We start from the raw sequence: 19,984 nt of genomic DNA on the forward strand, positions 1-19,984 counted from the left end.
ACATCTCCCTGTTCAGAGGGCAGCAATAGGGCTGTGTGCATGGCGGAAGCGCCCCCATATCGGCGGCAGGTCATCCGGCAAGGGTCGGTACATGCCCAGCTCCGACCATTCGCAGGGTGCATGGAAATCACTACCGGCACTGACCAGCATGCCGAACTCTCGCGCCAGCACGGCCAGGCTTCCCACCTGGTCGGACGGCTGCAGGCCGTTCACCACTTCAAGCGCATGGCCACCGGCCTGGAGGAAATCCGCCACCAGCTTGCGCCGCTTGGCGCCCGTGAAGTTGTACTGCCAGGGGTGCGCCAGGCTGATCCAGGCCCCGGCGGCACGCAGGGTGCCCACCGCGTCGGCGAGGGTCGGCCAATGTTGCTTGACGTCTCCCAGCTTGCCGGCCCCGAGCCACTTGCGAAACGCCTCGGCGCGGTCGCCGACATGGCCAGCGCGGACGAGGAACTCGGCAAAGTGCGGACGCGCGGGCGCATTGCCGCTGTCGCCCAGTTCCTGCTGCACCGCCCTTGCGCCTTCCAGGGCGCCGGGCATGCCCTTGGCGGCCAGGCGCCGGGCTATTTCCTCGGCCCGCGCCCAGCGGCCGCGATGCAGGTCGGCGATGGCCTCCTGCAAGGCCGGGGCGTCGGTGGCGAAGGCATAACCCAGTACATGGATGGTGGCGCCCCCCCAGGTGCAGGACAGCTCGATACCGTTGATCAGTTGCATATCCAGCGCCTCGGCCGCCTCGCGGGCCTCGTCGAGGCCCTCCAGGGTGTCGTGGTCGGTCAGCGCCAGCAGGCGGACGCCGCGCTCGAAGGCGCGGGCAACCAGGACCGCGGGGGCAAGGGCGCCGTCGGAGGCCGTACTGTGGCAATGCAGGTCGATCTGCATGGGGTTCGCTTTCGCTAGGGGAATGGTTTGTTATTATGCCGCCACATCCCGCTTCTGGCTGCCGCCGTGAAACAATTCATCGACTTCATCCCGCTCATCCTCTTCTTCATCGTCTACAAACTGGAACCACGCGCCGTCGAGCTGGCCGGGCATACCTATATGCTAGGCGGTATTTTCAGCGCCACCGCGGTTCTGATCATCAGCTCGGTGATCGTCTACGGGGCGATTTTCCTGCACCAGCGCCGCCTGGAAAAAGGCCAGTGGCTGACCCTGGTGGCCTGCCTGGTGTTCGGTGGAATGACCCTGGCCTTCCACAGCGAGACCTTCCTCAAGTGGAAGGCGCCCGTGGTCAACTGGCTGTTCGCCCTGGCGTTCGCCGGCAGCCACTTCATCGGCGACAAGCCCCTGATCCAGCGCGTAATGGGCCATGCGCTGAACCTGCCACAGCCCATCTGGGTGCGCCTGAACCTCGCCTGGATCGCTTTCTTCCTGGTCTGCGGCTTCGCCAACCTCTTCGTGGCCTTCACCTTCCACGAGTTCTGGGTGGACTTCAAAGTCTTCGGCAGCCTCGGCATGACCGTGCTCTTCCTGGTCGGCCAGGGCGTCTATCTGGCCCGTCACATCCACGACGGCGAAACCGAAAAGCCCCAACAGTAAGGACTCCCATGCTCTACGCCATCATCGCCACCGACGTGGCCGGTTCCCTGGAAAACCGCCTCGCCGCCCGCCCCGCGCACCTCGCCCGCCTGGAGCAGCTCAAGGCCGAAGGCCGCATGGTGCTGGCCGGCCCGCACCCGGCAGTGGACAGCAACGACCCGGGCAGTGCCGGTTTCTCCGGCAGCCTGATCGTCGCCGAGTTCGAATCCCTTGAAGCGGCCAGGGCCTGGGCCGATGCCGACCCCTATAAAGCCGCGGGTGTCTACGCCGAAGTGGTGGTCAAGCCGTTCAGGCAGGTATTCCCCTGACCCGGTGATCGTCAGCCAGGCCAGGATAAAGGAGCGCCAATGCACGCCGGTCAATCGCCCATGCCATTTACCGCCGCGCTGCTCTGCAGCCTGGCCCAGGCTGAAACACCCCAGCAACCGGCAAGCGACCCGGCGGTTACGGCCGCGGCGAACGATGCCCTGGTCGCCCGCGGCGGGCGCCGCCAGCGCCGTCAATGGATCAACTGAACCGCACCATGAGCGAACTGCTGCTTATCGACGACGACCAGGAACTCTGTGAGCTCCTGATCAGCTGGCTCAGCCAGGAAGGCTTCAGCGTCCGCGCCTGCCATGATGGCCAGTCGGCACGAACCGCCCTGTCCGAGCACACGCCGTCGGCGGTCGTGCTGGACGTGATGCTGCCCGATGGCAGCGGCCTGGAACTGCTCAAGCAGCTGCGCACCGACCATCCGGAATTGCCGGTCGTCATGCTTTCCGCCCGTGGCGAACCGCTGGACCGGATTCTCGGCCTGGAGCTGGGCGCCGACGACTACCTCGCCAAACCCTGCGATCCTCGCGAACTCACCGCGCGGCTGCGTGCGGTGCTGCGCCGTACCCAGCCACCGCAACCCTCCAGCCAGCTGGAGCTGGGCGACCTCTGCTACAGCCCCGTGCGCGGCATCGTCAGCATCGGCAATCACGAGATCAGCCTGACCCTGTCCGAGGGCCGCCTGCTCGAAGCGCTGCTGCGCCAGCCCGGCGAGCCCCTGGACAAGCAGCAACTGGCGCAACTGGCCCTGGGCCGCAAGCTGACCCTCTATGACCGCAGCCTGGACATGCATGTGAGCAACCTGCGCAAGAAGCTCGGCCCCCATGCCGACGGCCGCCCGCGCATCCTCGCCCTGCGGAGTCGCGGCTACTACTACAGCGCCTGAAAACCTGCCCACGATCAGCTGCGCGTCGGCCCTGCGACGTTGAAAACAGGCTCGCAGGATCGTGAACAGGTCCGGTATTTACGCAGGCTTTACCTCCGACTGACCGCCCTTGACCTTGCCCTCCCTAGACTGGGCACATCCGGCAACCGGCCGGAATCGAGACCAGGAGAAACACCATGCGCAAGACCCTTACCGCCCTGCTGCTCGCCGCTACCCTGCCGACCCTGGCCATGGCCATGCCGGAAGGCGGCCCGCGCCATGAGCGCGGTTTCGGTGGCCATATGTTCAGGGAGCTGAACCTCACCGAGGAACAGCGCCATGAAATCGGCAAGCTGATGCGCGAGCAGATGAAGTCCCGCCACGAGATCACCCAGCGTTACCTGGACAAGCTGCCGGCCGCCGAGAAGAAAGCCATGCAGGACGAACTCAAGGCTGCCGAGACCAAGAACCGCGAAGCCATTCGCGCCCAGCTCAAGCCGGAACAGCAGAAGAGCTTCGACGAGCTCCAGAAGAAGATGGAAGAACGCCGCGCGGAACGCGCCGAGTTCGAAGCCTGGAAGGCCGAGAAAGCCAAAAAGGCCGAGTAAATCCGTGCGGCTCGTCCGCCAACCACAACCCCGCCCATCAGACCGAACGGTCTGATGGGCTTTGTCGTTCGGGAGCCCCACTTGCGCTCACTTTTCTGGCGAATCCTGGCCACCCTCTGGCTCGCCCTGGCCCTGGTGGCCGGCCTTTCCATCCTGCTCGGCCGCGCCCTTAACCAGGACGCCTGGATCCTCAGCCACCACCCGTCCCTGCAGGGGCTGGCCGAACACCTGGTGCAGCGCTACGAAGACCAGGGCGCGGACGATACCCAGCGCTACCTGGAGCATTTCCGCCATCGCGCGCGAATCCACGTGCAGATACTCAATGACACCGGCCAACTGGTGGTGGAAGGTACCTTCCCGCGCCGCGCCGCCGCCTTCGAGGCGCGCCAGAAGAACCCGCGACGCCTGCCCTGGCGACGCCTCACCGAGGAATACACCAGCCCGTCCAGCGGTGAGTCCTACCTGCTGATCTACCGTATTCCCTACCCCGAACTGGACGCCTGGCACCGCGACAGCCTGCTCTGGCCGATCAGCGCCCTGGTCATCGCCCTGGTGGTGATGACACTGTTCAGCCTGGCCCTGACCCTTTCGATCACCCGCCCCCTCAATCGCCTGCGCAGCGCGGTGCACGACCTCGGCCAGACCGCCTACCAACAGGACAGCCTGGCCCGCCTGGCGCGTCGTCGCGACGAACTGGGCGTGCTGGCCGGCGACTTCAACCGCATGGGCCAACGCCTGCAGGGCCTGATCGGCAGCCAGCGCCAGTTGCTGCGTGATGTTTCCCACGAGCTGCGCTCGCCCCTGGCGCGCCTGCGCATCGCCCTGGCGCTGGCGGAACGGGCCGAACCCCACCAGCGGGAAGCCCTCTGGCCACGCCTGGGTCAGGAATGCGACCGGCTGGAGGCCCTGATCAGCGAAATCCTCGCCCTCGCCCGCCTGGACGCCGAACCCGGCGCGCGCCACCTCATCGAGCTGCGGCCGCTACTGGAGAAGCTGCGGGAAGATGCGCGCTTGCTGGCGCCGGACCAGGAGGTCCGCATCGACTGCAGCGGCGAACCCCAGCTCGAAGGCTGGCCCGACATGCTGGAGCGGGCGCTGGACAACCTGCTGCGCAATGCCCTGCGCTTCAATCCACAGGGCCAGGCGGTGGAAGTGACGGTGAAGGAACAAGCGAGCGGCCTGGCGATCACGGTCCGCGACCATGGCCCGGGCGTTCCCGCCGAGCACCTGGCGCAACTGGGAGAGCCCTTCTTCCGCGCCCCCAACCAGTCCGGCGCCGGCCACGGCCTGGGCCTGGCCATCGCCCGTCGGGCCGTGGAGCGTCACGGTGGCACCTTGAGCCTGGGCAATCATGCCGAGGGCGGCTTCATCGCCACCCTGGAACTGCCGCTGCCGGCAAAGGCCTGATCAGCCCCAGGCCTGGACGAAGTCCGCCGGAGCCAGCTCCGGTGCGGCGCGGCGCTCCCCCTCGACGCTGCCCAGGTAGAGGAAGCCGACGACACGCTCCTGCTCGCCGAGCCCCAGGCCGGCGGCCACGGTGCGGTCGTAAGCCATCTCGCCGGTACGCCACATGGCCCCCAGGCCCTGGGCATGGGCGGCCAGCAGGATGCCATGGGCGGCGCAGCCGGCGGACAGCAGCTGCTCGACCTCCGGCACCTTGTGGCCTGGCTGCAGAGTGGCGATCACCACCACCATCAGCGGTGCCCGCAGCGGCATGTTGCGCGCCTTGCTGATGGCCGCCTCGGGGGCCTGCGGGTCCTTGGCCAGCACGGCGGAAACGAAGAGCTCGCCGAGCTTCGCGCGGGCCTCGCCTTCGATGGTGAGGAAACGCCAGGGGCGCAGGTATCCGTGGTCCGGCGCACGCAGGGCGGCACGGAACAGCAGTTCGCGCTGGGCGGCATTCGGCGCCGGCTCCTGCAGACGGGCCAGGGATACGCGGTTGAGCAGAGCGTCGAGAGCCTCCATCGGCCACCTCCAGAATTCAGGGAGCCGGCATTCTAGCCGATAACGCGACTCAGTCTCGAGAAAGCCGGGTTCAGGCTACGCGATCCGCTGCAAGGTCCGGCGCCCCGACAGCTGTCCCATTCAGCGCGATGAACTGGTGAGGCGCCACCCCGCAGGCATATCGCCAGGCTCGGCGGGCCAGTAGAATGCCGCGCTCGACCACCGTTCCAGAGGGCTCCATGTCCCTGCCCACCCTGCGCATCATCGGCTTCATCATCGGGATTTTCCTCATCACGCTGGCCGTGAGCATGGTCATTCCCATGCTCACCCTGCTGGCTTTCGAGCGCACCGATGACATCTTCGCCTTCCTCTGGTCGAGCCTGATCACCTTCATCGCCGGCCTGGCACTGGTCGGCCCCGGGCGCCCGGCCCACACCCAGTTGCGGCCACGAGACATGTACATGCTGACCACCGCGAGCTGGATGGTGGTCTGCGGCTTCGCCGCCCTGCCCATGGTGCTGATCCAGCACATCAGCTACACCGACTCCTTTTTCGAGACCATGTCCGGCATCACCACCACCGGCTCCACCGTGCTCACCGGCCTGGACCACGCTTCCCCCGGCCTGCTGATCTGGCGTTCCATGCTGCACTGGCTGGGCGGCATCGGCTTCATCGGCATGGCGGTGGCCATCCTGCCGCTGCTGCGGGTCGGCGGGATGCGCCTGTTCCAGACCGAGTCCTCCGACTGGGGCGAGAAAGTCATGCCGCGTTCACACATGGTGGCCAAGTTCATCGTACTGGTGTACGCCGGGCTGACGGTGCTCGGCACCCTGGCGTTCTGGTTGGCGGGCATGACTCCCTTCGAGTCGATCAATCACGCCATGTCGCTGATCTCCACCGGCGGCTTCTCCACCTCGGACGCATCCCTGGCCAACTGGCGGCAGCCGGCGGTGCACTGGGTGGCGGTGGTGGTGATGATTCTCGGCAGTCTGCCCTTCACTCTCCTGGTCGCCACCTTCCGCGGCAATCGCACGGCCCTTCTGGGCGACCATCAGGTGCACGGGTTCCTCGGGTTCCTGGTGGTCACCTGGCTGCTCGTCGGTACCTGGCTCTGGGCCAATTCGGACAACGCCTGGCTCGACGCCGTGCGCATCGTTGCGGTGAACGTGACCTCGGTGGTCACCACCACGGGCGTCGCCCTCGGCGATTACACTCTCTGGGGCAGCTTCTCGGTGATGCTGTTCTTCTACCTCACCTTCATCGGCGGCTGCTCCGGCTCCACCGCCGGCGGCCTGAAGATCTTCCGCTTCCAGGTGGCCTGGCAGCTGCTCAAGGCCAACCTGCAGCAACTGGTGCATCCCCGCGCGGTGATCAAGCAGCAGTACAACGGACACAACCTGGACGACGAGATCGTCCGCTCGCTGATCACCTTCTCCTTTTTCTTCACCACTACCATTGCCGTGATCGCCTTCGGCCTCTGCCTGATCGGCCTCGACTGGGTCACCGCCCTCACCGGCGCCGCGACGGCGGTGTGCAACGTGGGGCCGGGCCTGGGTCCGATCATCGGCCCGGTGGGCAACTTCTCCAGCCTGCCGGATTCGGCCAAATGGCTGCTGACCATCGGCATGCTGCTCGGCCGGCTGGAAATCCTCACCGTGCTGGTGCTGTTCACCCCGGCCTTCTGGAGACACTAGCGGCCAGCCGGCCGGGATCGCCGGCGACGGGCTTCCGGGTTTACAGGGCGATTGGCACGGTTAGAATTGCGCCTTTCGCCCCTCAGCCAGAAACGGACCCCATGGCCCTGCCGACCCTTCGCATCATCGGCTTTCTCATCGGCATCTTCCTGATCACCCTGGCGGTCAGCATGGCCATTCCCGTGCTGACCCTGGTGTTCTACGAGCGTACCGGCGACATCAACGCCTTCGTCTGGTCGAGCCTGATCACCTTCGTCGCCGGCCTGGCGCTGGTGATTCCCGGGCGGCCGGAGCAGGTGCACCTGCGCCCCCGCGACATGTACCTGCTGACGGTGTCGAGCTGGATAGTCGTCGGCACCTTCGCCGCCCTGCCCTTTCTCTTCACCCAGCACATCAGCTACACCGATGCCTACTTCGAAAGCATGTCCGGCATCACCGCCACCGGCGCCACGGTGCTGAGCGGGCTGGACAACATGTCGCCAGGCATCCTGATCTGGCGTTCGCTGTTGCACTGGCTGGGCGGCATCGGCTTCATCGGCATGGCGGTGGCGATCCTGCCGTTGCTGCGCATCGGCGGCATGCGACTGTTCCAGACCGAATCATCCGACCGCTCCGAGAAGGTATTGCCGCGCTCGCATATGGTGGCCAAGTACATAGTCGCCATCTACGTCGGCTTCACCCTGCTCGGCGCCCTGGCCTTCTGGCTTGCCGGCATGGGCATGTTCGACGCGGTCAACCATGCCATGTCGGCCATTTCCACCGGCGGTTTCTCCACCTCCGACCTGTCCCTGGCCAAGTGGGAGCAGCCGGCGGTGCACTGGGTGGCGGTGGTGGTGATGATCCTCGGCAGCCTGCCCTTCATGCTCTATGTGTCGGTCCTGCGGGGCCATCGCATGGCGCTGTTCAAGGACGAGCAGGTGCGCGGCTTCCTCGGCCTCTTGCTGGTCATCTGGCTGGTGCTCGGCACCTGGTACTGGCTGACCACCCAGTTGCACTGGCTGGACGCCCTGCGCCACGTGGCGGTGAACACCACCTCGGTGCTCACCACCACCGGCTTCGCCCTGGGCGACTACAGCCTGTGGGGCAACTTCTCACTGATGCTGTTCTTCTACCTGGGCTTCGTCGGCGGCTGCTCCGGCTCCACCGCCGGCGGCATCAAGATCTTCCGTTTCCAGGTGGCCTACATCCTGCTCAAGGCCAACCTCAAGCAGCTGGTGCACCCACGGGCGGTGATCAAGCAGGCCTACAACGGCCATCGCCTGGACGACGACATCGTCCGCTCGATCCTGACCTTCTCCTTCTTCTTCACCATCATCATCTGCGCCATCGCCCTGGGCCTGTCGCTGCTGGGGCTGGACTGGATCACCGCCCTCACCGGCGCGGCCGCCACGGTTTCCGGTGTCGGCCCGGGCCTTGGCGAGATCATCGGCCCGGCGGGCAACTTCGCCAGCCTGCCGGACAGCGCCAAGTGGCTGCTGACCCTCGGCATGCTGCTGGGCCGCCTGGAAATCCTCACCGTGCTGGTACTGCTGACGCCCTACTTCTGGCGGCATTGAGGCAGGAAGCATCGGATGAGCCGCCGTGCTGTGTCAGCCCTACAAGGGTGGATAGCGCTTTTCTATCCACCAGAGAGCCCGCGCGAGACACCGACGGTGGAAATCCCCAAAGGGATTTTCACCCTACGCGCCACGAACCCCGATCCAATCGCGAATGAATTCGCTCCTACAGCCGCGCGCGGTACTCACCGGGCGTGCTGTCGAACCAGCGGCGGAAGGCGCGGAAGAAATTGCTCGGATCGGCGAAACCCAGCAGATAGGCGATTTCCAGCAGGGTCAGGTTGGGTTGCGCCAGGTACTGCTCGGCCAGCTCACGACGGGTGTCGTCGAGCAATTGCTGGAAACTCACCCCCTCCTCCTGCAGCCGCCGCTGCAGGGTGCGCTGGGACAGGTGCATGGAACTGGCCACCACCTCGCGCTTGGGCTCGCCCTGGGGCAGCAGGCGGCAGAGCACCTGGCGTACCTGGTGGGTGACCCGGGTGCCGGAGAAGCGCACCAGGTAGTCACCGGCGAAGCGGTCGTGCAACTGGGCCAGGGATTCGTTGGCCGTGGGCAGAGGCGTCTCCATGTCGGCGCGACTGAACAGCAGCGCGCAATGCTCGGCATTGAAGCGCAGCGGCGCCTGGAACACCTGGCGATAGGGTTCCAGGTCCGCTGGCGCCGGCCCCTGGAAGCGAATTTCCAGCGGGTTGATCGGCCGCCCCGTCATCCAGCGGCAGAAGGCCAGGCAATAAGCCATGGAAGCCTCCGCGCTCTGCCGGGCCGGCGGCAAGCGATCGCCATGGATGGCCAGGCGCAGCTCGTAACCCTCGGGCTTGGCGCAGAAGCTGAGGTCGGAACCCTCGGCGATGATCCGCTGGTAACGTACCAGGCGAGCGAAGCCCTCCTTGAGGCTACGACTGGACATCAGCGCATAGCCCACCACATGGAAGGACGCCGGGCGCACCACCTTGGCCATGTTCAGGCCGATCGCCGGGTTGCCGGACAGCTCCACGGCGCGCAGCCACAGGCGCGTCATGCCGTCCTGGGGGAAACGGGCGTCGGGGTCGTTCAGGGCCAGGTAATCGAGACCGAGTTCGGGAAACAGGTTGCGGCAGTCCACTCCGCCCATTTCCAGGGCCTGGACTATTCCCAGGGCCCAGCTCGAAGATGTCGTGCGTTCGCTCATGGCGCCTTCTTGTTCTGGAATTCGAGGCAGCCGCCGGCAGGGCGGCGTGCCGGCAAGGATACTAAAGTGGCGCTCTTTGTCACTGGCTCGCGCAAGCGCCGGTCCTACACTCAGCAGACAACAAGAACCTGGAGCCGCCACCATGCCCGCCGCGTCCGCCAACCGCTTCCAAAGCTTCGCCGAGTTCTACCCGTACTACCTGCAGGAGCACAGCAACGACACCTGCCGCCGCCTGCACTACGTAGGCAGCCTGCTGGTGCTGGGCATCCTCGGCTACGCCCTGGTCACCCAGCAGTGGCTCTGGCTGCTGGCCCTGCCGTTGGCCGGCTACGGCTTCGCCTGGGTCGGCCACTTCGTCTTCGAGAAGAACAAGCCGGCCACCTTCAAGTACCCCTTCTACAGCTTCATGGGCGACTGGGTGATGCTCAAGGACGCCCTGACCGGCCGTATCCGCTTCTGACCCGGCAGCCCGGACCGCCGGCCCTCTGGCCGCAGGTCCCGGGCTTGGTTATGATCCCGCTCCTGCCAACGCCGTGGCCCAGGACTTGCAGCGTTCCCCGAACGCCCCAGCCCGGCGTCAAGAAAGCATCAGGGACAGAGCCCAGCCATGAAGCCCTTGCTCGACACTTCCTCCGCGACGCCCGTCCTGCGCGAGTACTACTCCCGGGTCCTGGCCTACATGGCCATCGCCGCAAGCATCGCCGCCGGCACCTATGTCCAGCATTTCAGCATCGACATCCTCTGGATGGTGCCCTACGCCCTGCTCTACCCGCACCTGGCCCATCACATCGGCCTGCGTTTCCCGGGCGAGCGCACCGATCGCATCCTGCTCGCGGTCGACACCTTCCACTCCGGCGCCGCGGTGACCCTGCTGGGTTTCTCCGTGGTGCCCGCGCTGATGATCCTGCTCACCCTCGGCTTCAGCGCCATGATCCTCGGCGGCCTGCGCCAGACGGCCCTGGTGCTGTCCGGCACGCTGGCCAGCATGGGCGCCGTCGGAGTCCTGCTGCAGCCTGAGTTCAAGGGCGGCACCCCGGCCCTGGTGGCCCTGATCAGCGTGCTCTTCACCAGCCTCTACATCTGCATCATCGCCTTCTTCGTCCACCAGCAGGGCCTGCGCCTGGCCCAGGCCCGCAGCGAGATCAAGCGCGAACAGGAAAAGGCCGCGCGGCTGGCGCGCAACCTCGCCAAATACCTGTCGCCCCAGGTCTGGGAGATGATTTTCAGCGGCAAGAAGAGCGTGCGCCTGGAAACCCAGCGCAAGAAGCTCAGCGTGTTCTTCTCCGACATCAAGGGCTTCACCGAGCTGTCCGAGGAACTGGAAGCCGAGCAACTGACCGACCTGCTCAACAACTACCTGAACGACATGTCGAAGATCGCCCTCAAGTACGGCGGCACCATCGACAAGTTCGTCGGCGACAGCGTCATGGTGTTCTTCGGCGACCCCACCACCCAGGGCGCCAAGAAGGACGCCGTGGCAGCCGTATCCATGGCGGTGGCCATGCGCAAGCACATGAAGGTCCTGCGCCAGCAGTGGCGCGCCCAGGGCATCACCAAGCCCCTGGAAATCCGCATGGGCATCAACACCGGCTACTGCACCGTGGGCAACTTCGGCGCCGACACGCGCATGGACTACACCATCATCGGCCGCGAGGTGAACCTGGCCAGCCGCCTGGAAAACGCCTCCGACACCGGGGAAATCCTCATCTCCCACGAAACCTACTCGCTGGTGAAGGACGTGATCATGTGCCGCGACAAGGGCCAGATAAACGTCAAGGGTTTCACCCGCCCGGTGCAGATCTACCAGGTGGTGGACTTCCGCCGCGACCTGGGCGCCGCCTCCAGCTATGTCGAGCACGAACTGCCGGGCTTCTCCATGTACCTGGATACCAACAGCATCGAAACCTACGACAAGGCCAAGGTCATCCAGGCCCTGCAGCAGGCGGCGGAAAAGCTGAAGGACAAGATCATTCCCTGAATCCCGGCTGCCAGGGCTGCAACCTTGTAGGGGCGAATTCATTCGCCAAGCAGGCCGAAGGGCTGCCAATCGAGGTTGAAAAGAGGCAGCTGCGCTGCCCTTGGCGAATGAATTCGCCCCTACAGTTCAGGGATCGCCGTCATGGATGGGCACGGCTCGCCATCCAGCAGCGGCTGCCGCGCCAGGAACTCCAGCGCCGAAGCCCGCCAGGAAAGGCGCGCGGCCCGTTCGGCGCAGCGCTCGCGATCCAGCTGCAACGCCCTCAGGCAGGCGCTGCGCAAGTCCTCGTCCAGGCAACCGGTGATGCCCGGCTCCAGCACATCCAGCGGCCCCGCCACGGGGAAGGCCGCCACCGGCGTGCCGCAGGCCAGGGCCTCGAGCATCACCAGGCCGTAGGTATCGGTCAGCGAGGGGAACACCAGCACGCTGGCCTGGGCGTAAAGACGCGCCAGCTCCTCGCCCTGGCGATAGCCGAAGAATCGCGCCGCGGGATAGCGCGCTTCCAGTTCGCCACGCAGCGGACCGTCGCCCACCACCCATTTCTCCCCCGGCAGCTCCAGTTCGAGGAAGGCCTGCAGATTCTTCTCGGGGGCCAGGCGGCAGACGCAAAGGAATACCGGTCGCTCCGGCCTGGGCAACCCAAGGGGGCGGAACAGCGCCGTGTCCACCCCCTTGCGCCACAGGTTCAGCCAGACCAGGCCGTGGCTGGCGAAGGTCTCGCGCATGCGCTCGGTACTCACCAGCACCGCCCGACTGGGCCGATGGAACAAGCGCAGGTAGGCATAGCCCCAGGCGAGGGGTATCCGCGGCCAGCGGCCGTGCACGTATTCGGGAAAGCGGGTGTGGATGGCGCTGGAAAATACCAGGCCGCGCTTGACCAGCCAGTGCCTGGCCGCCCAGCCCAGCGGGCCCTCGGTGGCCAGGTGCACGCAGTCGGGCTGGAAGGCTTCGATCATCGGCCCCATCCGCCAGAGGTCCCAGGCCAGGGGGATTTCCGGGTAGCTCGGGCAAGGCCGGCAGCGGAAACCCTGGGGCGAGAGCAACAGCACCTGATGCCCGAGGGTCTCCAGTTCGGCCACCAGGTGTTGCAGGCTGGTGACCACGCCATTCACCTGGGGCAGCCAGGCGTCGCTGACGATCAGTATCCTCATGCCGCCGGCTCGACCAGCTCCATCGCGCGTGCTTCCAGTTCCCGCGCCTGGGCGTCGGCCAGGCGATAGAGTTCGATGCTGCCGTCCCAGTGCTCGATCAGCGCCGTGCAGGACTCCACCCAGTCGCCGCAATTGAGGTAGTCCACTTCGCCCACCTTGCGGATTTCCGCGTGGTGGATATGGCCGCAGACCACGCCGTCCAGGCCGCGCCTGACGCACTCGTGGGCAATGGCTTCCTCGAAGTCGCTGATGAAGTTCACCGCGCTCTTCACCTTGTGCTTGAGGTAGGCCGACAGCGACCAGTAGCCGTAGCCCCAGCGCTCGCGCCAGTGGTTGAGCCAGCGGTTGAGGGTCAGGGTGAACTCGTAGGCGGAGTCACCGAGGAAGGCCAGCCACTTGTGGTAGCGGGTGATCACGTCGAACTGGTCGCCATGGATCACCAGCAGGCGGCGGCCATCGGCGGTCTCGTGCACTGCCTCGTCCACCAGCTGGATGTTGCCCAGCATCAGGGCCGAGTAGCGGCGCAGGAATTCGTCGTGGTTGCCGGTGACGTAGATCACCTCGGTACCACGCTTGCTCATGGTCAGCAGGCGACGGATGACGTTGGTGTGGGCCTGGGGCCAGTAGATGCCGCCCCTGAGCTTCCAGCCGTCGATGATGTCGCCCACCAGGTAGATGCGGTCGGCGTGGTACTGCTTGAGGAAGCGCGACAAGTGCTCGGCCTGGCAGTCGCGAGTGCCCAGGTGGACATCGGAAATCCACAGGGTGCGCACGCGCTGCTTGCGGGGCTTGGTCTTGCTGATGGGTTCCAGGCGTTCGACGCTGCTCATGGGCGACCTCCGGCGGGGGTTTCGCCGATGGTGGGCCCCAGCGGTGAAGCGGCAATGAACGCGAGGTTGCAGGGCCGTGACAGCGCGTGCGACGCAACAGGGAGTAGAATGGCCGCCTGCCCCGAGGTGACCGCCATGCATTCGATCCTGTCCCTGCGCCAGTACAACCACGATCTGCTGGTCCACAGCCACGACCACGCCCAGTTGGTATTCGGCCTGAACGGCAGCCTGGACTTCGAAGTGGACGGCCACGGCGCGCGTGTCGAACGCCAGACCCTGGCGGTGGTTCCGCCGGAAGCCCGGCACGCCTGCGGCAGCCCCGGCGGCAGCCTGTGCCTGGTGGTGGACGTCCCCGGCGACGACTGGCTGCGCACCACCCTGGGCCGGCACTTCGACGCCGGCCGACGCCTGCTGGAACGCCCCGGCGCCGTGAACCTGAATCCGGCGCAAAGCCAGCTGGTCAGCTGGATCGCCGCCAGCCCCCTGGCCGACGAGGTGATTTCCGGCCAGTCCGCCGGCCTGCTCCTGGCCAGCCTGGCCGCGCCAGGGGGCCGGGTGGAAGAAAACAGCGCCCTGCCCCTGGCGGCCCTGGAGGCCCATATCGACCAGCACGCCGCCCACCCCCTGCAGGTTGCCGACCTGGCGCGCCTCTGCGGCCTGTCGGTGGCGCGCTTCCATGCGCGTTTCCTCGCCGAGACCGGGCAGACACCCATGGACTACGTGCGCTCCCGACGCCTGCACCTGGGCCGCCAGCTGCTGCTGGAAAGCGGCCTGGCGGTAGGCGAGATCGCCGCCAGGGTCGGCTACAGCTCCCAGAGCGCCTTCACCGCAGCCCTCTCCCGCGAGTTCGGCATCACCCCGCGCGCCCTGCGCAACACCCGCGAGTAACGCGACAAAGCCCGCGAGCCTGGCGACAGACAATTCCTTTCGTCGCCACTAGACTGGCTCGACCGTCTTTCAGGGAGAACTCCATGTCCACCATCGAATGGGACGACTTCCAGCGCGTCGAACTGCGCGTCGGCACCATCCTGTCCGCCGCCCCCAATGCCAAGGCGATCAAGCCGGCCTATGTGCTGGAAGTGGACCTGGGCGAGCTCGGGGTGAAGACCTCCAGCGCCCAGATCACTGCCCATTACGGCGCAGAGGATCTGGTGGGCCGCCAGGTGCTCTGCGTCTGCAACTTCGCGCCCAAGCGCATTGCCGGCGTCCGCTCGGAAATCCTCGTCACCGGCGTGCATGACGACGACAACAAGGTGGTGCTGGCCAGCTTCGACAAGCCGCTGCCCAACGGGGCACGCCTGGCATGAAGGAACGCCACGCGCTGCTGGCCATCCACCTGGGCGCCCTGCTGTTCGGGCTCTCGGGCATCTTCGGCAAGCTCGCCAACACCGCGCCCATGGTCATCACCTTCGGCCGCGGCCTGTTCGCGGTGATCGCCCTGGCGCTCTTCGCCCAGCTCATCAGCCGAACCCGCAGCGCCAATCCGGGCCTGCGCCAACTGGCCATGCTGGCTCTCGGCGGCGTGCTGCTGGGCACCCACTGGATCACCTTCTTCCACGCGGTGCAGGTGGGCGGAGTGGCCATCGCCACCCTCGGTTTCGCCAGCTTCCCGGCCTTCACCCTGTTGCTGGAAGGGCTGCTGTTCCGCGAACGCATCCGCACCCAGGAAATCCTCATAGTCGGCCTGGTGAGCCTGGGCCTGGTGCTGGTCACGCCCAGCTTCGAATTCGCCAGCCAGGCCACCCGGGGCCTGCTCTCGGCCATTCTCTCGGGGCTGCTGTTCTCGCTGCTGTCGCTGCTCAACCGCGTCAGCGTCAAGGGGCTGGACCCGGTGAAGGCCGCGCTCTGCCAGAACCTCACCATCGTCCTCATCCTGGCGCCCTTCAGCTGGCCGCTGCTGCACGAGGTCAAGCCCATGGATTGGCTGTGGATCGCCTTGCTCGGGGTGTTCTGCACCGGACTCGCCCATAGCCTGTTCGTGGCCAGCCTGAAGGTGCTGAAGGCCCGCACCACGGCGGTGATCTTCGCCCTGGAGCCGGTCTACGGCATCGCCTTCGCCTGGTGGCTGTTCGACGAGCAACCCGGCCTGCGCATGCTGGCCGGCGGCGCGCTGATCATCTCCGCCATCGCCCTGTCCGCCAGGAAGGGCGCTGCCGCGCAGGAGCGGCCCGCGACCGCCCAGGCCTGATCGCAGGATGGGGCGGGCGGCGTTCCGCGAGCGGAGCGATACCCATGCGGATCGGCTGATGGGTATCGCAAGCTCAACCCATCCTACGAACCGATCATCTTCGCCATCGCCCTGTCGGCGCGCAAAGGTGCGTCGGTCCAGGCCAAGCCGGCACCTTGTGGGGGCGAATTCATTCGCCAAGGGCCGCGCAGCGGCCCCTGACGGCTGATGGGTATCAGGAACGGTCGCTGTGGCCCAGGTCCCGCGCCGGGTCGATCCGGTCGCGCACCCGCTGCTTCAGCGCCTTGGCCTCGGGAAAACCGCCATCGGTCTTGCGTTCCCAGATCTGCACGCCGTCGCAGGTGATGCGGAACACCCCGCCGGTGCCCGGTTCCAGGCTCACCCGGCCGAGGTCGTCGCTGAAGGTGCTGAGCAGTTCCTGGGCCAGCCAGGCGGCGCGCAGCAGCCACTGGCATTGGGTGCAATAGGTGATGACGATTTCGGGCTTGGTCGTGGACATGCTCAGCTCGGCGACAGGATCGGGCGCCCTATAATAGCCGCCTTCCGCCCTCCGCCTGACCAGGGATGTGTTATGCGCCGCCTGCTGCTTTGCCTGCTGTTCCTCCCCCTGCTCTGCCTCGCCCAGCCCGAACCGCGCATCGGCCTGGTGCTGTCCGGCGGCGCCGCCCGCGGGCTGGCCCATATCGGCGTGCTCAAGGCACTGGAGGAACAGGGCATCAAGGTCGACGCCATCGCCGGCACCAGCATGGGCGCGGTGATAGGCGGGCTCTACGCGGCGGGCTACCAGGTGGACGAACTGGAGAAGCTGGCCACCCGCATGGACTGGCAGCAGGCGCTGTCGGACAACCCGCCGCGGCAGGAAGTCCCCTTCCGCCGCAAGCAGGACGACCGTGATTTCCTGGTCAAGCAGCGCCTGAGCTTCCGCGACGATGGCAGCCTCGGCCTGCCGCTCGGGGTGATCCAGGGCCAGAACCTCGCCCTGTTGCTGGAAAGCCTGCTGGTGCACACCAGCGACACCCGCGACTTCGACAAGCTGGCCATTCCCTTCCGCGCCGTCGCCACCGATATCGCCACCGGCGAGAAGGTGGTGTTCCGCCGTGGCCACCTGCCCCAGGCGATCCGCGCCAGCATGTCCATTCCGGCGGTATTCGCCCCCGTCGAGGTGAACGGCAAACTGCTGGTGGACGGCGGCATGGTGGACAACATCCCGGTGGACGTGGCCCGCGAAATGGGCGTCGACCGCGTGATAGTGGTGGACATCGGTACGCCGCTGCGTTCACGCAAGGAGCTGACCACGGTAGTGGACGTGCTCAACCAGTCCGTCACCCTGATGACCCGCACCAACTCCGAAGCCCAGCTGGCCACCCTGGAGCCCACGGACGTGCTGATCCAGCCGCCGCTGGCCGGTTACAGCGCCACCGACTTCGGCCGCTCCCGCGAGATGATCGAGGCCGGCTACCGTGCCACCCGGATCCTCGCCGGGCCCCTGGCCGAGCTGCGCCCGCAGGCCGGCGACCGCGACCCGGCCCTGGACAGCGCGCGACTGCCCAGCGAACGCACACCGGTGATCCGCAGCATCCTGATCGAGAACGACTCGAAGATCGGCGACTCGGTGATCCGCCGCTACATCCGCCAGCCACTGGGCCAGCCGCTTGACCTGGACCGCCTGCAGAGCGACATGAGTACCCTCTACGGCCTGGACTACTTCGAGCAGGTGCAATACCGGGTGGTCAAACGCAAGGACGGCAATGCCCTGGTGATCAACGCCCGTGGCAAGCGCGCCGGCACCGACTACCTGCGCCTGGGCCTGAATCTCTCCGACGACATGCGCGGCGACAGTGCCTTCAACCTGGGCGCCAGCTACCGCAAGAACGGCATCAACGAACTGGGCGCCGAATGGCTGACGCGCCTGCAACTGGGCGACCACCAGGAGCTCTACAGCGAGTTCTACCAGCCGCTGGACGCCGGCTCGCGCTACTTCGTCGCCCCCTATCTGTTCGGCGAGGCGCAGAATGTCGAGGCCGTCCAGGACAACGATCCCATAGCCGAGTACCGCCTGGAACGCTACGGCTACGGCCTCAACCTGGGCCGGCAGATCGCCAACAACGGCGAGATCCGCTTCGGCGTCGGCCAGGCCTGGGGCCAGGCCGACGTGCGGGTGGGCGAGCGCGACCTGCCCAGCTTCGAGTTCACCGAGGGCTACTACGAGCTGAAGTACTCCTTCGACACCCTGGACAACGTCGACTACCCCCACGAGGGCGAGGACATCAGCCTGACCCTGCGCCAGTACGACCCGGACCTGGGCTCGGACGAGCGCTATCGACAATGGCAGTTCGGCCTGGACAAGGCGCTGGGTTCAGGCCCGGACACCTTCGTCCTCGGCGGCCGTTACGGGCGCACCCTGGACCAGGCCGACGTGATCACCTCCAGCTTCCTGCTGGGCGGCGCGCGGCAGCTCTCGGGCTTCCGCCAGGACGCCCTCAGCGGACAGAACATCAGCCTGGGCCGCGCGATCTACTACCGCCGCCTGACGCGCCGCTCCTTCCTGCCGCTGGATTTCCCGGTGTACCTCGGCGGCAGCCTGGAACGCGGCCGCGCCTGGAACAACGACAACAGCTTCGACAGCGGCTATATCAATGCCGCGAGCATCTTCATCAGCTTCGACACGCCCCTGGGGCCCCTGGACTTCAGCTACGGCCTGAACGACGAAGCGGAACGGGCGCTCTACCTCAACCTCGGGCGGGTGTTCTGAGCGGACGGTGACTGCGGTGGATGACGCTCTTTTCATCCACCAGTGGCGCCCGACCGAACCTCGAATGGTGGACCGGTGAAGCGTGGTCCACCCTGCGAATCTTGTAGAGTCGGAATAACCAAATGACTTTTCAGTATTAAAAAGACATATGCCATTCCGTTATAGTCGGCCGATCAAACTGCCCCAGAAGGAACGCCCCGTGAAACGACTGTTCTCCGCCTCCCTCCTCGCCGCTGGCCTGGCCCTGGCTGGCGCAGCCCAGGCCGCGCCGACCCTGCTCAACGTCTCCTACGACGTGATGCGCGACTTCTACAAGGACTACAACGCCGCGTTCCAGAAGCACTGGAACGCGGAAAAAGGCGAGAACATCACCCTGCAGATGTCCCACGGCGGCTCCAGCAAGCAGGCTCGCGCGGTGATCGACGGCCTGCCCGCCGACGTCATCACCATGAACCAGGCCACCGACATCAATGCCCTGGCCGACAATGGCGGCCTGGTGCCGCAGGATTGGGCAACCCGCCTGCCGAACAACAGCGCACCCTTCACCTCGGCCACCGTGTTCATCGTGCGCAAGGGCAACCCCAAGGGCCTGAAGGACTGGCCGGACCTGCTGAAAGACGGCGTGCAGGTGGTGGTGCCCAACCCCAAGACCTCCGGCAACGGCCGCTACACCTACCTCTCCGCCTGGGGTTATGTGCTGAAGAACGGCGGTGACGAGAACAAGGCCAAGGACTTCGTCGGCAAGCTGTTCAAGCAGGCGCCGGTGCTGGACACCGGTGGCCGCGCCGCCACCACCACCTTCATCCAGAACCAGATCGGCGACGTGCTGGTGACCTTCGAGAACGAAGCCGAGATGATCGCCCGCGAGTTCGGCCGTGGCGGCTTCGAAGTGGTCTACCCCAGCGTTTCCGCCGAAGCCGAACCGCCGGTGGCCGTGGTCGACAAGGTGGTGGACAGGAAAGGCACCCGCGCCGCCGCCGAGGCCTACCTCAAGTACCTGTGGAGCGACGAAGGCCAGACCATCGCCGCCAACAACTACCTGCGTCCGCGCAATCCGGAGATCCTCGCCAAGTTCGCCGACCGCTTCCCCAAGGTGGAATTCCTCTCCGTGGAGAAGACCTTCGGCGACTGGCGTGAGGTGCAGAAGACCCACTTCAACGACGGTGGCATCTTCGACCAGATCTACAGCGGCCAGTAACACCCGCACCTGCCCGCGTCAGCGGGCAGGTTTCCATCCCAGGGCCGTCAGCGCCTCCAGCAGCACATCCCCCCAGTGCCGGCACCCGCCCGGCCACCTACGTCCTGACGACCGCTCATCCGAACATGCACAAATCGGAACGAGCGTCACTATCTATTCTTTTGACATTAATAATTATTTACAAATAACATCGCCGGCCGC

At 66.3% G+C, this 19,984-nt stretch carries 21 protein-coding genes; 15 read left to right on the plus strand and 6 right to left on the minus strand.

The window, feature by feature from the left end:
- Window positions 1–12: 12 nt before the first annotated feature.
- Complete coding sequence (locus ACFPU0_RS12615; RefSeq protein ID WP_377693357.1) at window positions 13–879, minus strand: PHP domain-containing protein; 867 nt, start codon at window positions 877–879, stop codon at window positions 13–15.
- A 66-nt stretch (window positions 880–945) separates the two neighbouring features.
- On the opposite strand from ACFPU0_RS12615, the gene ACFPU0_RS12620 reads away from it, so the two are divergent.
- The 6 genes from ACFPU0_RS12620 to ACFPU0_RS12645 all read left to right on the plus strand — a co-directional run bounded on the left by ACFPU0_RS12620 (window position 946) and on the right by ACFPU0_RS12645 (window position 4,731).
- The gene (locus ACFPU0_RS12620) at window positions 946–1,536 is read left to right on the plus strand and encodes a septation protein A (protein WP_377693359.1); all 591 of its coding nucleotides are present in this window, start codon (window positions 946–948) and stop codon (window positions 1,534–1,536) included.
- Between the two features lie 8 nt (window positions 1,537–1,544).
- The gene (locus ACFPU0_RS12625) at window positions 1,545–1,844 is read left to right on the plus strand and encodes a YciI family protein (protein WP_377693361.1); all 300 of its coding nucleotides are present in this window, start codon (window positions 1,545–1,547) and stop codon (window positions 1,842–1,844) included.
- Window positions 1,845–1,883: 39 nt separating this feature from the next.
- Complete coding sequence (locus ACFPU0_RS12630) at window positions 1,884–2,051, plus strand: hypothetical protein (protein WP_377693363.1); 168 nt, start codon at window positions 1,884–1,886, stop codon at window positions 2,049–2,051.
- Window positions 2,052–2,059: 8 nt separating this feature from the next.
- Entirely contained in the window at window positions 2,060–2,737 is a 678-nt protein-coding gene (locus ACFPU0_RS12635) for a response regulator transcription factor (RefSeq protein WP_377693364.1), read from the plus strand.
- 176 nt (window positions 2,738–2,913) lie between these two features.
- Window positions 2,914–3,324 carry a Spy/CpxP family protein refolding chaperone gene (locus ACFPU0_RS12640; RefSeq protein ID WP_377693365.1) on the plus strand — a complete coding sequence of 137 codons (411 nt, stop codon included), beginning with the start codon at window positions 2,914–2,916 and terminating at the stop codon, window positions 3,322–3,324.
- An 81-nt stretch (window positions 3,325–3,405) separates the two neighbouring features.
- Window positions 3,406–4,731: a sensor histidine kinase gene (locus ACFPU0_RS12645; protein WP_377693366.1), complete on the plus strand. Its 1,326-nt coding sequence runs from the start codon at window positions 3,406–3,408 to the stop codon at window positions 4,729–4,731.
- On the opposite strand, the gene ACFPU0_RS12650 is transcribed toward ACFPU0_RS12645, so the two are convergent.
- Window positions 4,732–5,289, minus strand: a complete 558-nt coding sequence (locus ACFPU0_RS12650; RefSeq protein WP_377693367.1) for a nitroreductase family protein — start codon at window positions 5,287–5,289, stop codon at window positions 4,732–4,734. It lies immediately after the preceding gene.
- 218 nt (window positions 5,290–5,507) lie between these two features.
- Here ACFPU0_RS12650 and ACFPU0_RS12655 point away from each other — a divergent pair, with 218 nt between their 5' ends.
- Together ACFPU0_RS12655 and ACFPU0_RS12660 are read left to right on the plus strand one after the other, a co-directional pair.
- Window positions 5,508–6,962, plus strand: a complete 1,455-nt coding sequence (locus ACFPU0_RS12655) for a TrkH family potassium uptake protein (protein WP_377693368.1) — start codon at window positions 5,508–5,510, stop codon at window positions 6,960–6,962.
- Between the two features lie 101 nt (window positions 6,963–7,063).
- Window positions 7,064–8,518: a TrkH family potassium uptake protein gene (locus ACFPU0_RS12660; protein ID WP_377693370.1), complete on the plus strand. Its 1,455-nt coding sequence runs from the start codon at window positions 7,064–7,066 to the stop codon at window positions 8,516–8,518.
- Window positions 8,519–8,684: 166 nt separating this feature from the next.
- Here the strand turns inward: ACFPU0_RS12660 and ACFPU0_RS12665 are convergent, their stop codons facing one another.
- The gene (locus ACFPU0_RS12665; RefSeq protein ID WP_377693371.1) at window positions 8,685–9,686 is read right to left on the minus strand and encodes an AraC family transcriptional regulator; all 1,002 of its coding nucleotides are present in this window, start codon (window positions 9,684–9,686) and stop codon (window positions 8,685–8,687) included.
- A gap of 142 nt (window positions 9,687–9,828) precedes the next feature.
- On the opposite strand from ACFPU0_RS12665, the gene ACFPU0_RS12670 reads away from it, so the two are divergent.
- Together ACFPU0_RS12670 and ACFPU0_RS12675 are read left to right on the plus strand one after the other, a co-directional pair.
- Window positions 9,829–10,146 carry an Mpo1-like protein gene (locus ACFPU0_RS12670; RefSeq protein WP_377693372.1) on the plus strand — a complete coding sequence of 106 codons (318 nt, stop codon included), beginning with the start codon at window positions 9,829–9,831 and terminating at the stop codon, window positions 10,144–10,146.
- A 147-nt stretch (window positions 10,147–10,293) separates the two neighbouring features.
- Window positions 10,294–11,664: an adenylate/guanylate cyclase domain-containing protein gene (locus ACFPU0_RS12675; protein WP_377693373.1), complete on the plus strand. Its 1,371-nt coding sequence runs from the start codon at window positions 10,294–10,296 to the stop codon at window positions 11,662–11,664.
- A 119-nt stretch (window positions 11,665–11,783) separates the two neighbouring features.
- On the opposite strand, the gene ACFPU0_RS12680 is transcribed toward ACFPU0_RS12675, so the two are convergent.
- Both ACFPU0_RS12680 and ACFPU0_RS12685 read right to left on the minus strand, forming a co-directional pair.
- Window positions 11,784–12,815, minus strand: a complete 1,032-nt coding sequence (locus ACFPU0_RS12680) for a glycosyltransferase family 4 protein (protein ID WP_377693375.1) — start codon at window positions 12,813–12,815, stop codon at window positions 11,784–11,786.
- On the minus strand, window positions 12,812–13,645 hold the full coding sequence (locus tag ACFPU0_RS12685; RefSeq protein WP_377693376.1) for a UDP-2,3-diacylglucosamine diphosphatase: 834 nt from the start codon (window positions 13,643–13,645) through the stop codon (window positions 12,812–12,814). Before ACFPU0_RS12685 ends, ACFPU0_RS12680 begins: the two co-directional genes overlap by 4 nt.
- A gap of 135 nt (window positions 13,646–13,780) precedes the next feature.
- Here ACFPU0_RS12685 and ACFPU0_RS12690 point away from each other — a divergent pair, with 135 nt between their 5' ends.
- From ACFPU0_RS12690 to ACFPU0_RS12700, 3 genes are all read left to right on the plus strand, one after another.
- On the plus strand, window positions 13,781–14,533 hold the full coding sequence (locus tag ACFPU0_RS12690) for an AraC family transcriptional regulator (protein WP_377693377.1): 753 nt from the start codon (window positions 13,781–13,783) through the stop codon (window positions 14,531–14,533).
- Window positions 14,534–14,616: 83 nt separating this feature from the next.
- Window positions 14,617–14,952 (plus strand): tRNA-binding protein, encoded by a 336-nt coding sequence (locus tag ACFPU0_RS12695; protein ID WP_377693378.1) that lies wholly within the window; start codon window positions 14,617–14,619, stop codon window positions 14,950–14,952.
- Window positions 14,949–15,833 carry a DMT family transporter gene (locus ACFPU0_RS12700; protein WP_377693380.1) on the plus strand — a complete coding sequence of 295 codons (885 nt, stop codon included), beginning with the start codon at window positions 14,949–14,951 and terminating at the stop codon, window positions 15,831–15,833. The genes ACFPU0_RS12695 and ACFPU0_RS12700 overlap by 4 nt, the downstream gene beginning before the upstream one ends.
- Window positions 15,834–16,047: 214 nt before the next feature.
- Here ACFPU0_RS12700 and ACFPU0_RS12705 read toward each other — a convergent pair whose 3' ends face one another.
- Window positions 16,048–16,332 (minus strand): SelT/SelW/SelH family protein, encoded by a 285-nt coding sequence (locus tag ACFPU0_RS12705; protein WP_377693381.1) that lies wholly within the window; start codon window positions 16,330–16,332, stop codon window positions 16,048–16,050.
- A 72-nt stretch (window positions 16,333–16,404) separates the two neighbouring features.
- Between ACFPU0_RS12705 and ACFPU0_RS12710 the strand changes: the two genes are divergently transcribed.
- Window positions 16,405–18,585 (plus strand): patatin-like phospholipase family protein, encoded by a 2,181-nt coding sequence (locus ACFPU0_RS12710; RefSeq protein WP_377693383.1) that lies wholly within the window; start codon window positions 16,405–16,407, stop codon window positions 18,583–18,585.
- A gap of 199 nt (window positions 18,586–18,784) precedes the next feature.
- Complete coding sequence (locus ACFPU0_RS12715; protein WP_377693385.1) at window positions 18,785–19,783, plus strand: sulfate ABC transporter substrate-binding protein; 999 nt, start codon at window positions 18,785–18,787, stop codon at window positions 19,781–19,783.
- Window positions 19,784–19,984: the final 201 nt, after the last annotated feature.

Origin of the sequence: Pseudomonas sp. GCM10022186, from assembly GCF_042656385.1 — a bacterium.
GTDB lineage: Bacteria > Pseudomonadota > Gammaproteobacteria > Pseudomonadales > Pseudomonadaceae > Metapseudomonas.

Bases quoted from the DNA above. Each gene is read 5' to 3' on its own strand.
- ACFPU0_RS12615 (WP_377693357.1), bottom strand. From the start codon at position 879: ATGCAGATCGACCTGCATTGCCACAGTACGGCCTCCGACGGCGCCCTT.
- ACFPU0_RS12625 (WP_377693361.1), top strand. From the start codon at position 1,545: ATGCTCTACGCCATCATCGCCACCGACGTGGCCGGTTCCCTGGAAAAC.
- ACFPU0_RS12630 (WP_377693363.1), top strand. From the start codon at position 1,884: ATGCACGCCGGTCAATCGCCCATGCCATTTACCGCCGCGCTGCTCTGC.
- ACFPU0_RS12635 (WP_377693364.1), top strand. From the start codon at position 2,060: ATGAGCGAACTGCTGCTTATCGACGACGACCAGGAACTCTGTGAGCTC.
- ACFPU0_RS12640 (WP_377693365.1), top strand. From the start codon at position 2,914: ATGCGCAAGACCCTTACCGCCCTGCTGCTCGCCGCTACCCTGCCGACC.
- ACFPU0_RS12650 (WP_377693367.1), bottom strand. From the start codon at position 5,289: ATGGAGGCTCTCGACGCTCTGCTCAACCGCGTATCCCTGGCCCGTCTG.
- ACFPU0_RS12655 (WP_377693368.1), top strand. From the start codon at position 5,508: ATGTCCCTGCCCACCCTGCGCATCATCGGCTTCATCATCGGGATTTTC.
- ACFPU0_RS12660 (WP_377693370.1), top strand. From the start codon at position 7,064: ATGGCCCTGCCGACCCTTCGCATCATCGGCTTTCTCATCGGCATCTTC.
- ACFPU0_RS12665 (WP_377693371.1), bottom strand. From the start codon at position 9,686: ATGAGCGAACGCACGACATCTTCGAGCTGGGCCCTGGGAATAGTCCAG.
- ACFPU0_RS12670 (WP_377693372.1), top strand. From the start codon at position 9,829: ATGCCCGCCGCGTCCGCCAACCGCTTCCAAAGCTTCGCCGAGTTCTAC.
- ACFPU0_RS12675 (WP_377693373.1), top strand. From the start codon at position 10,294: ATGAAGCCCTTGCTCGACACTTCCTCCGCGACGCCCGTCCTGCGCGAG.
- ACFPU0_RS12680 (WP_377693375.1), bottom strand. From the start codon at position 12,815: ATGAGGATACTGATCGTCAGCGACGCCTGGCTGCCCCAGGTGAATGGC.
- ACFPU0_RS12685 (WP_377693376.1), bottom strand. From the start codon at position 13,645: ATGAGCAGCGTCGAACGCCTGGAACCCATCAGCAAGACCAAGCCCCGC.
- ACFPU0_RS12690 (WP_377693377.1), top strand. From the start codon at position 13,781: ATGCATTCGATCCTGTCCCTGCGCCAGTACAACCACGATCTGCTGGTC.
- ACFPU0_RS12695 (WP_377693378.1), top strand. From the start codon at position 14,617: ATGTCCACCATCGAATGGGACGACTTCCAGCGCGTCGAACTGCGCGTC.
- ACFPU0_RS12700 (WP_377693380.1), top strand. From the start codon at position 14,949: ATGAAGGAACGCCACGCGCTGCTGGCCATCCACCTGGGCGCCCTGCTG.
- ACFPU0_RS12705 (WP_377693381.1), bottom strand. From the start codon at position 16,332: ATGTCCACGACCAAGCCCGAAATCGTCATCACCTATTGCACCCAATGC.
- ACFPU0_RS12710 (WP_377693383.1), top strand. From the start codon at position 16,405: ATGCGCCGCCTGCTGCTTTGCCTGCTGTTCCTCCCCCTGCTCTGCCTC.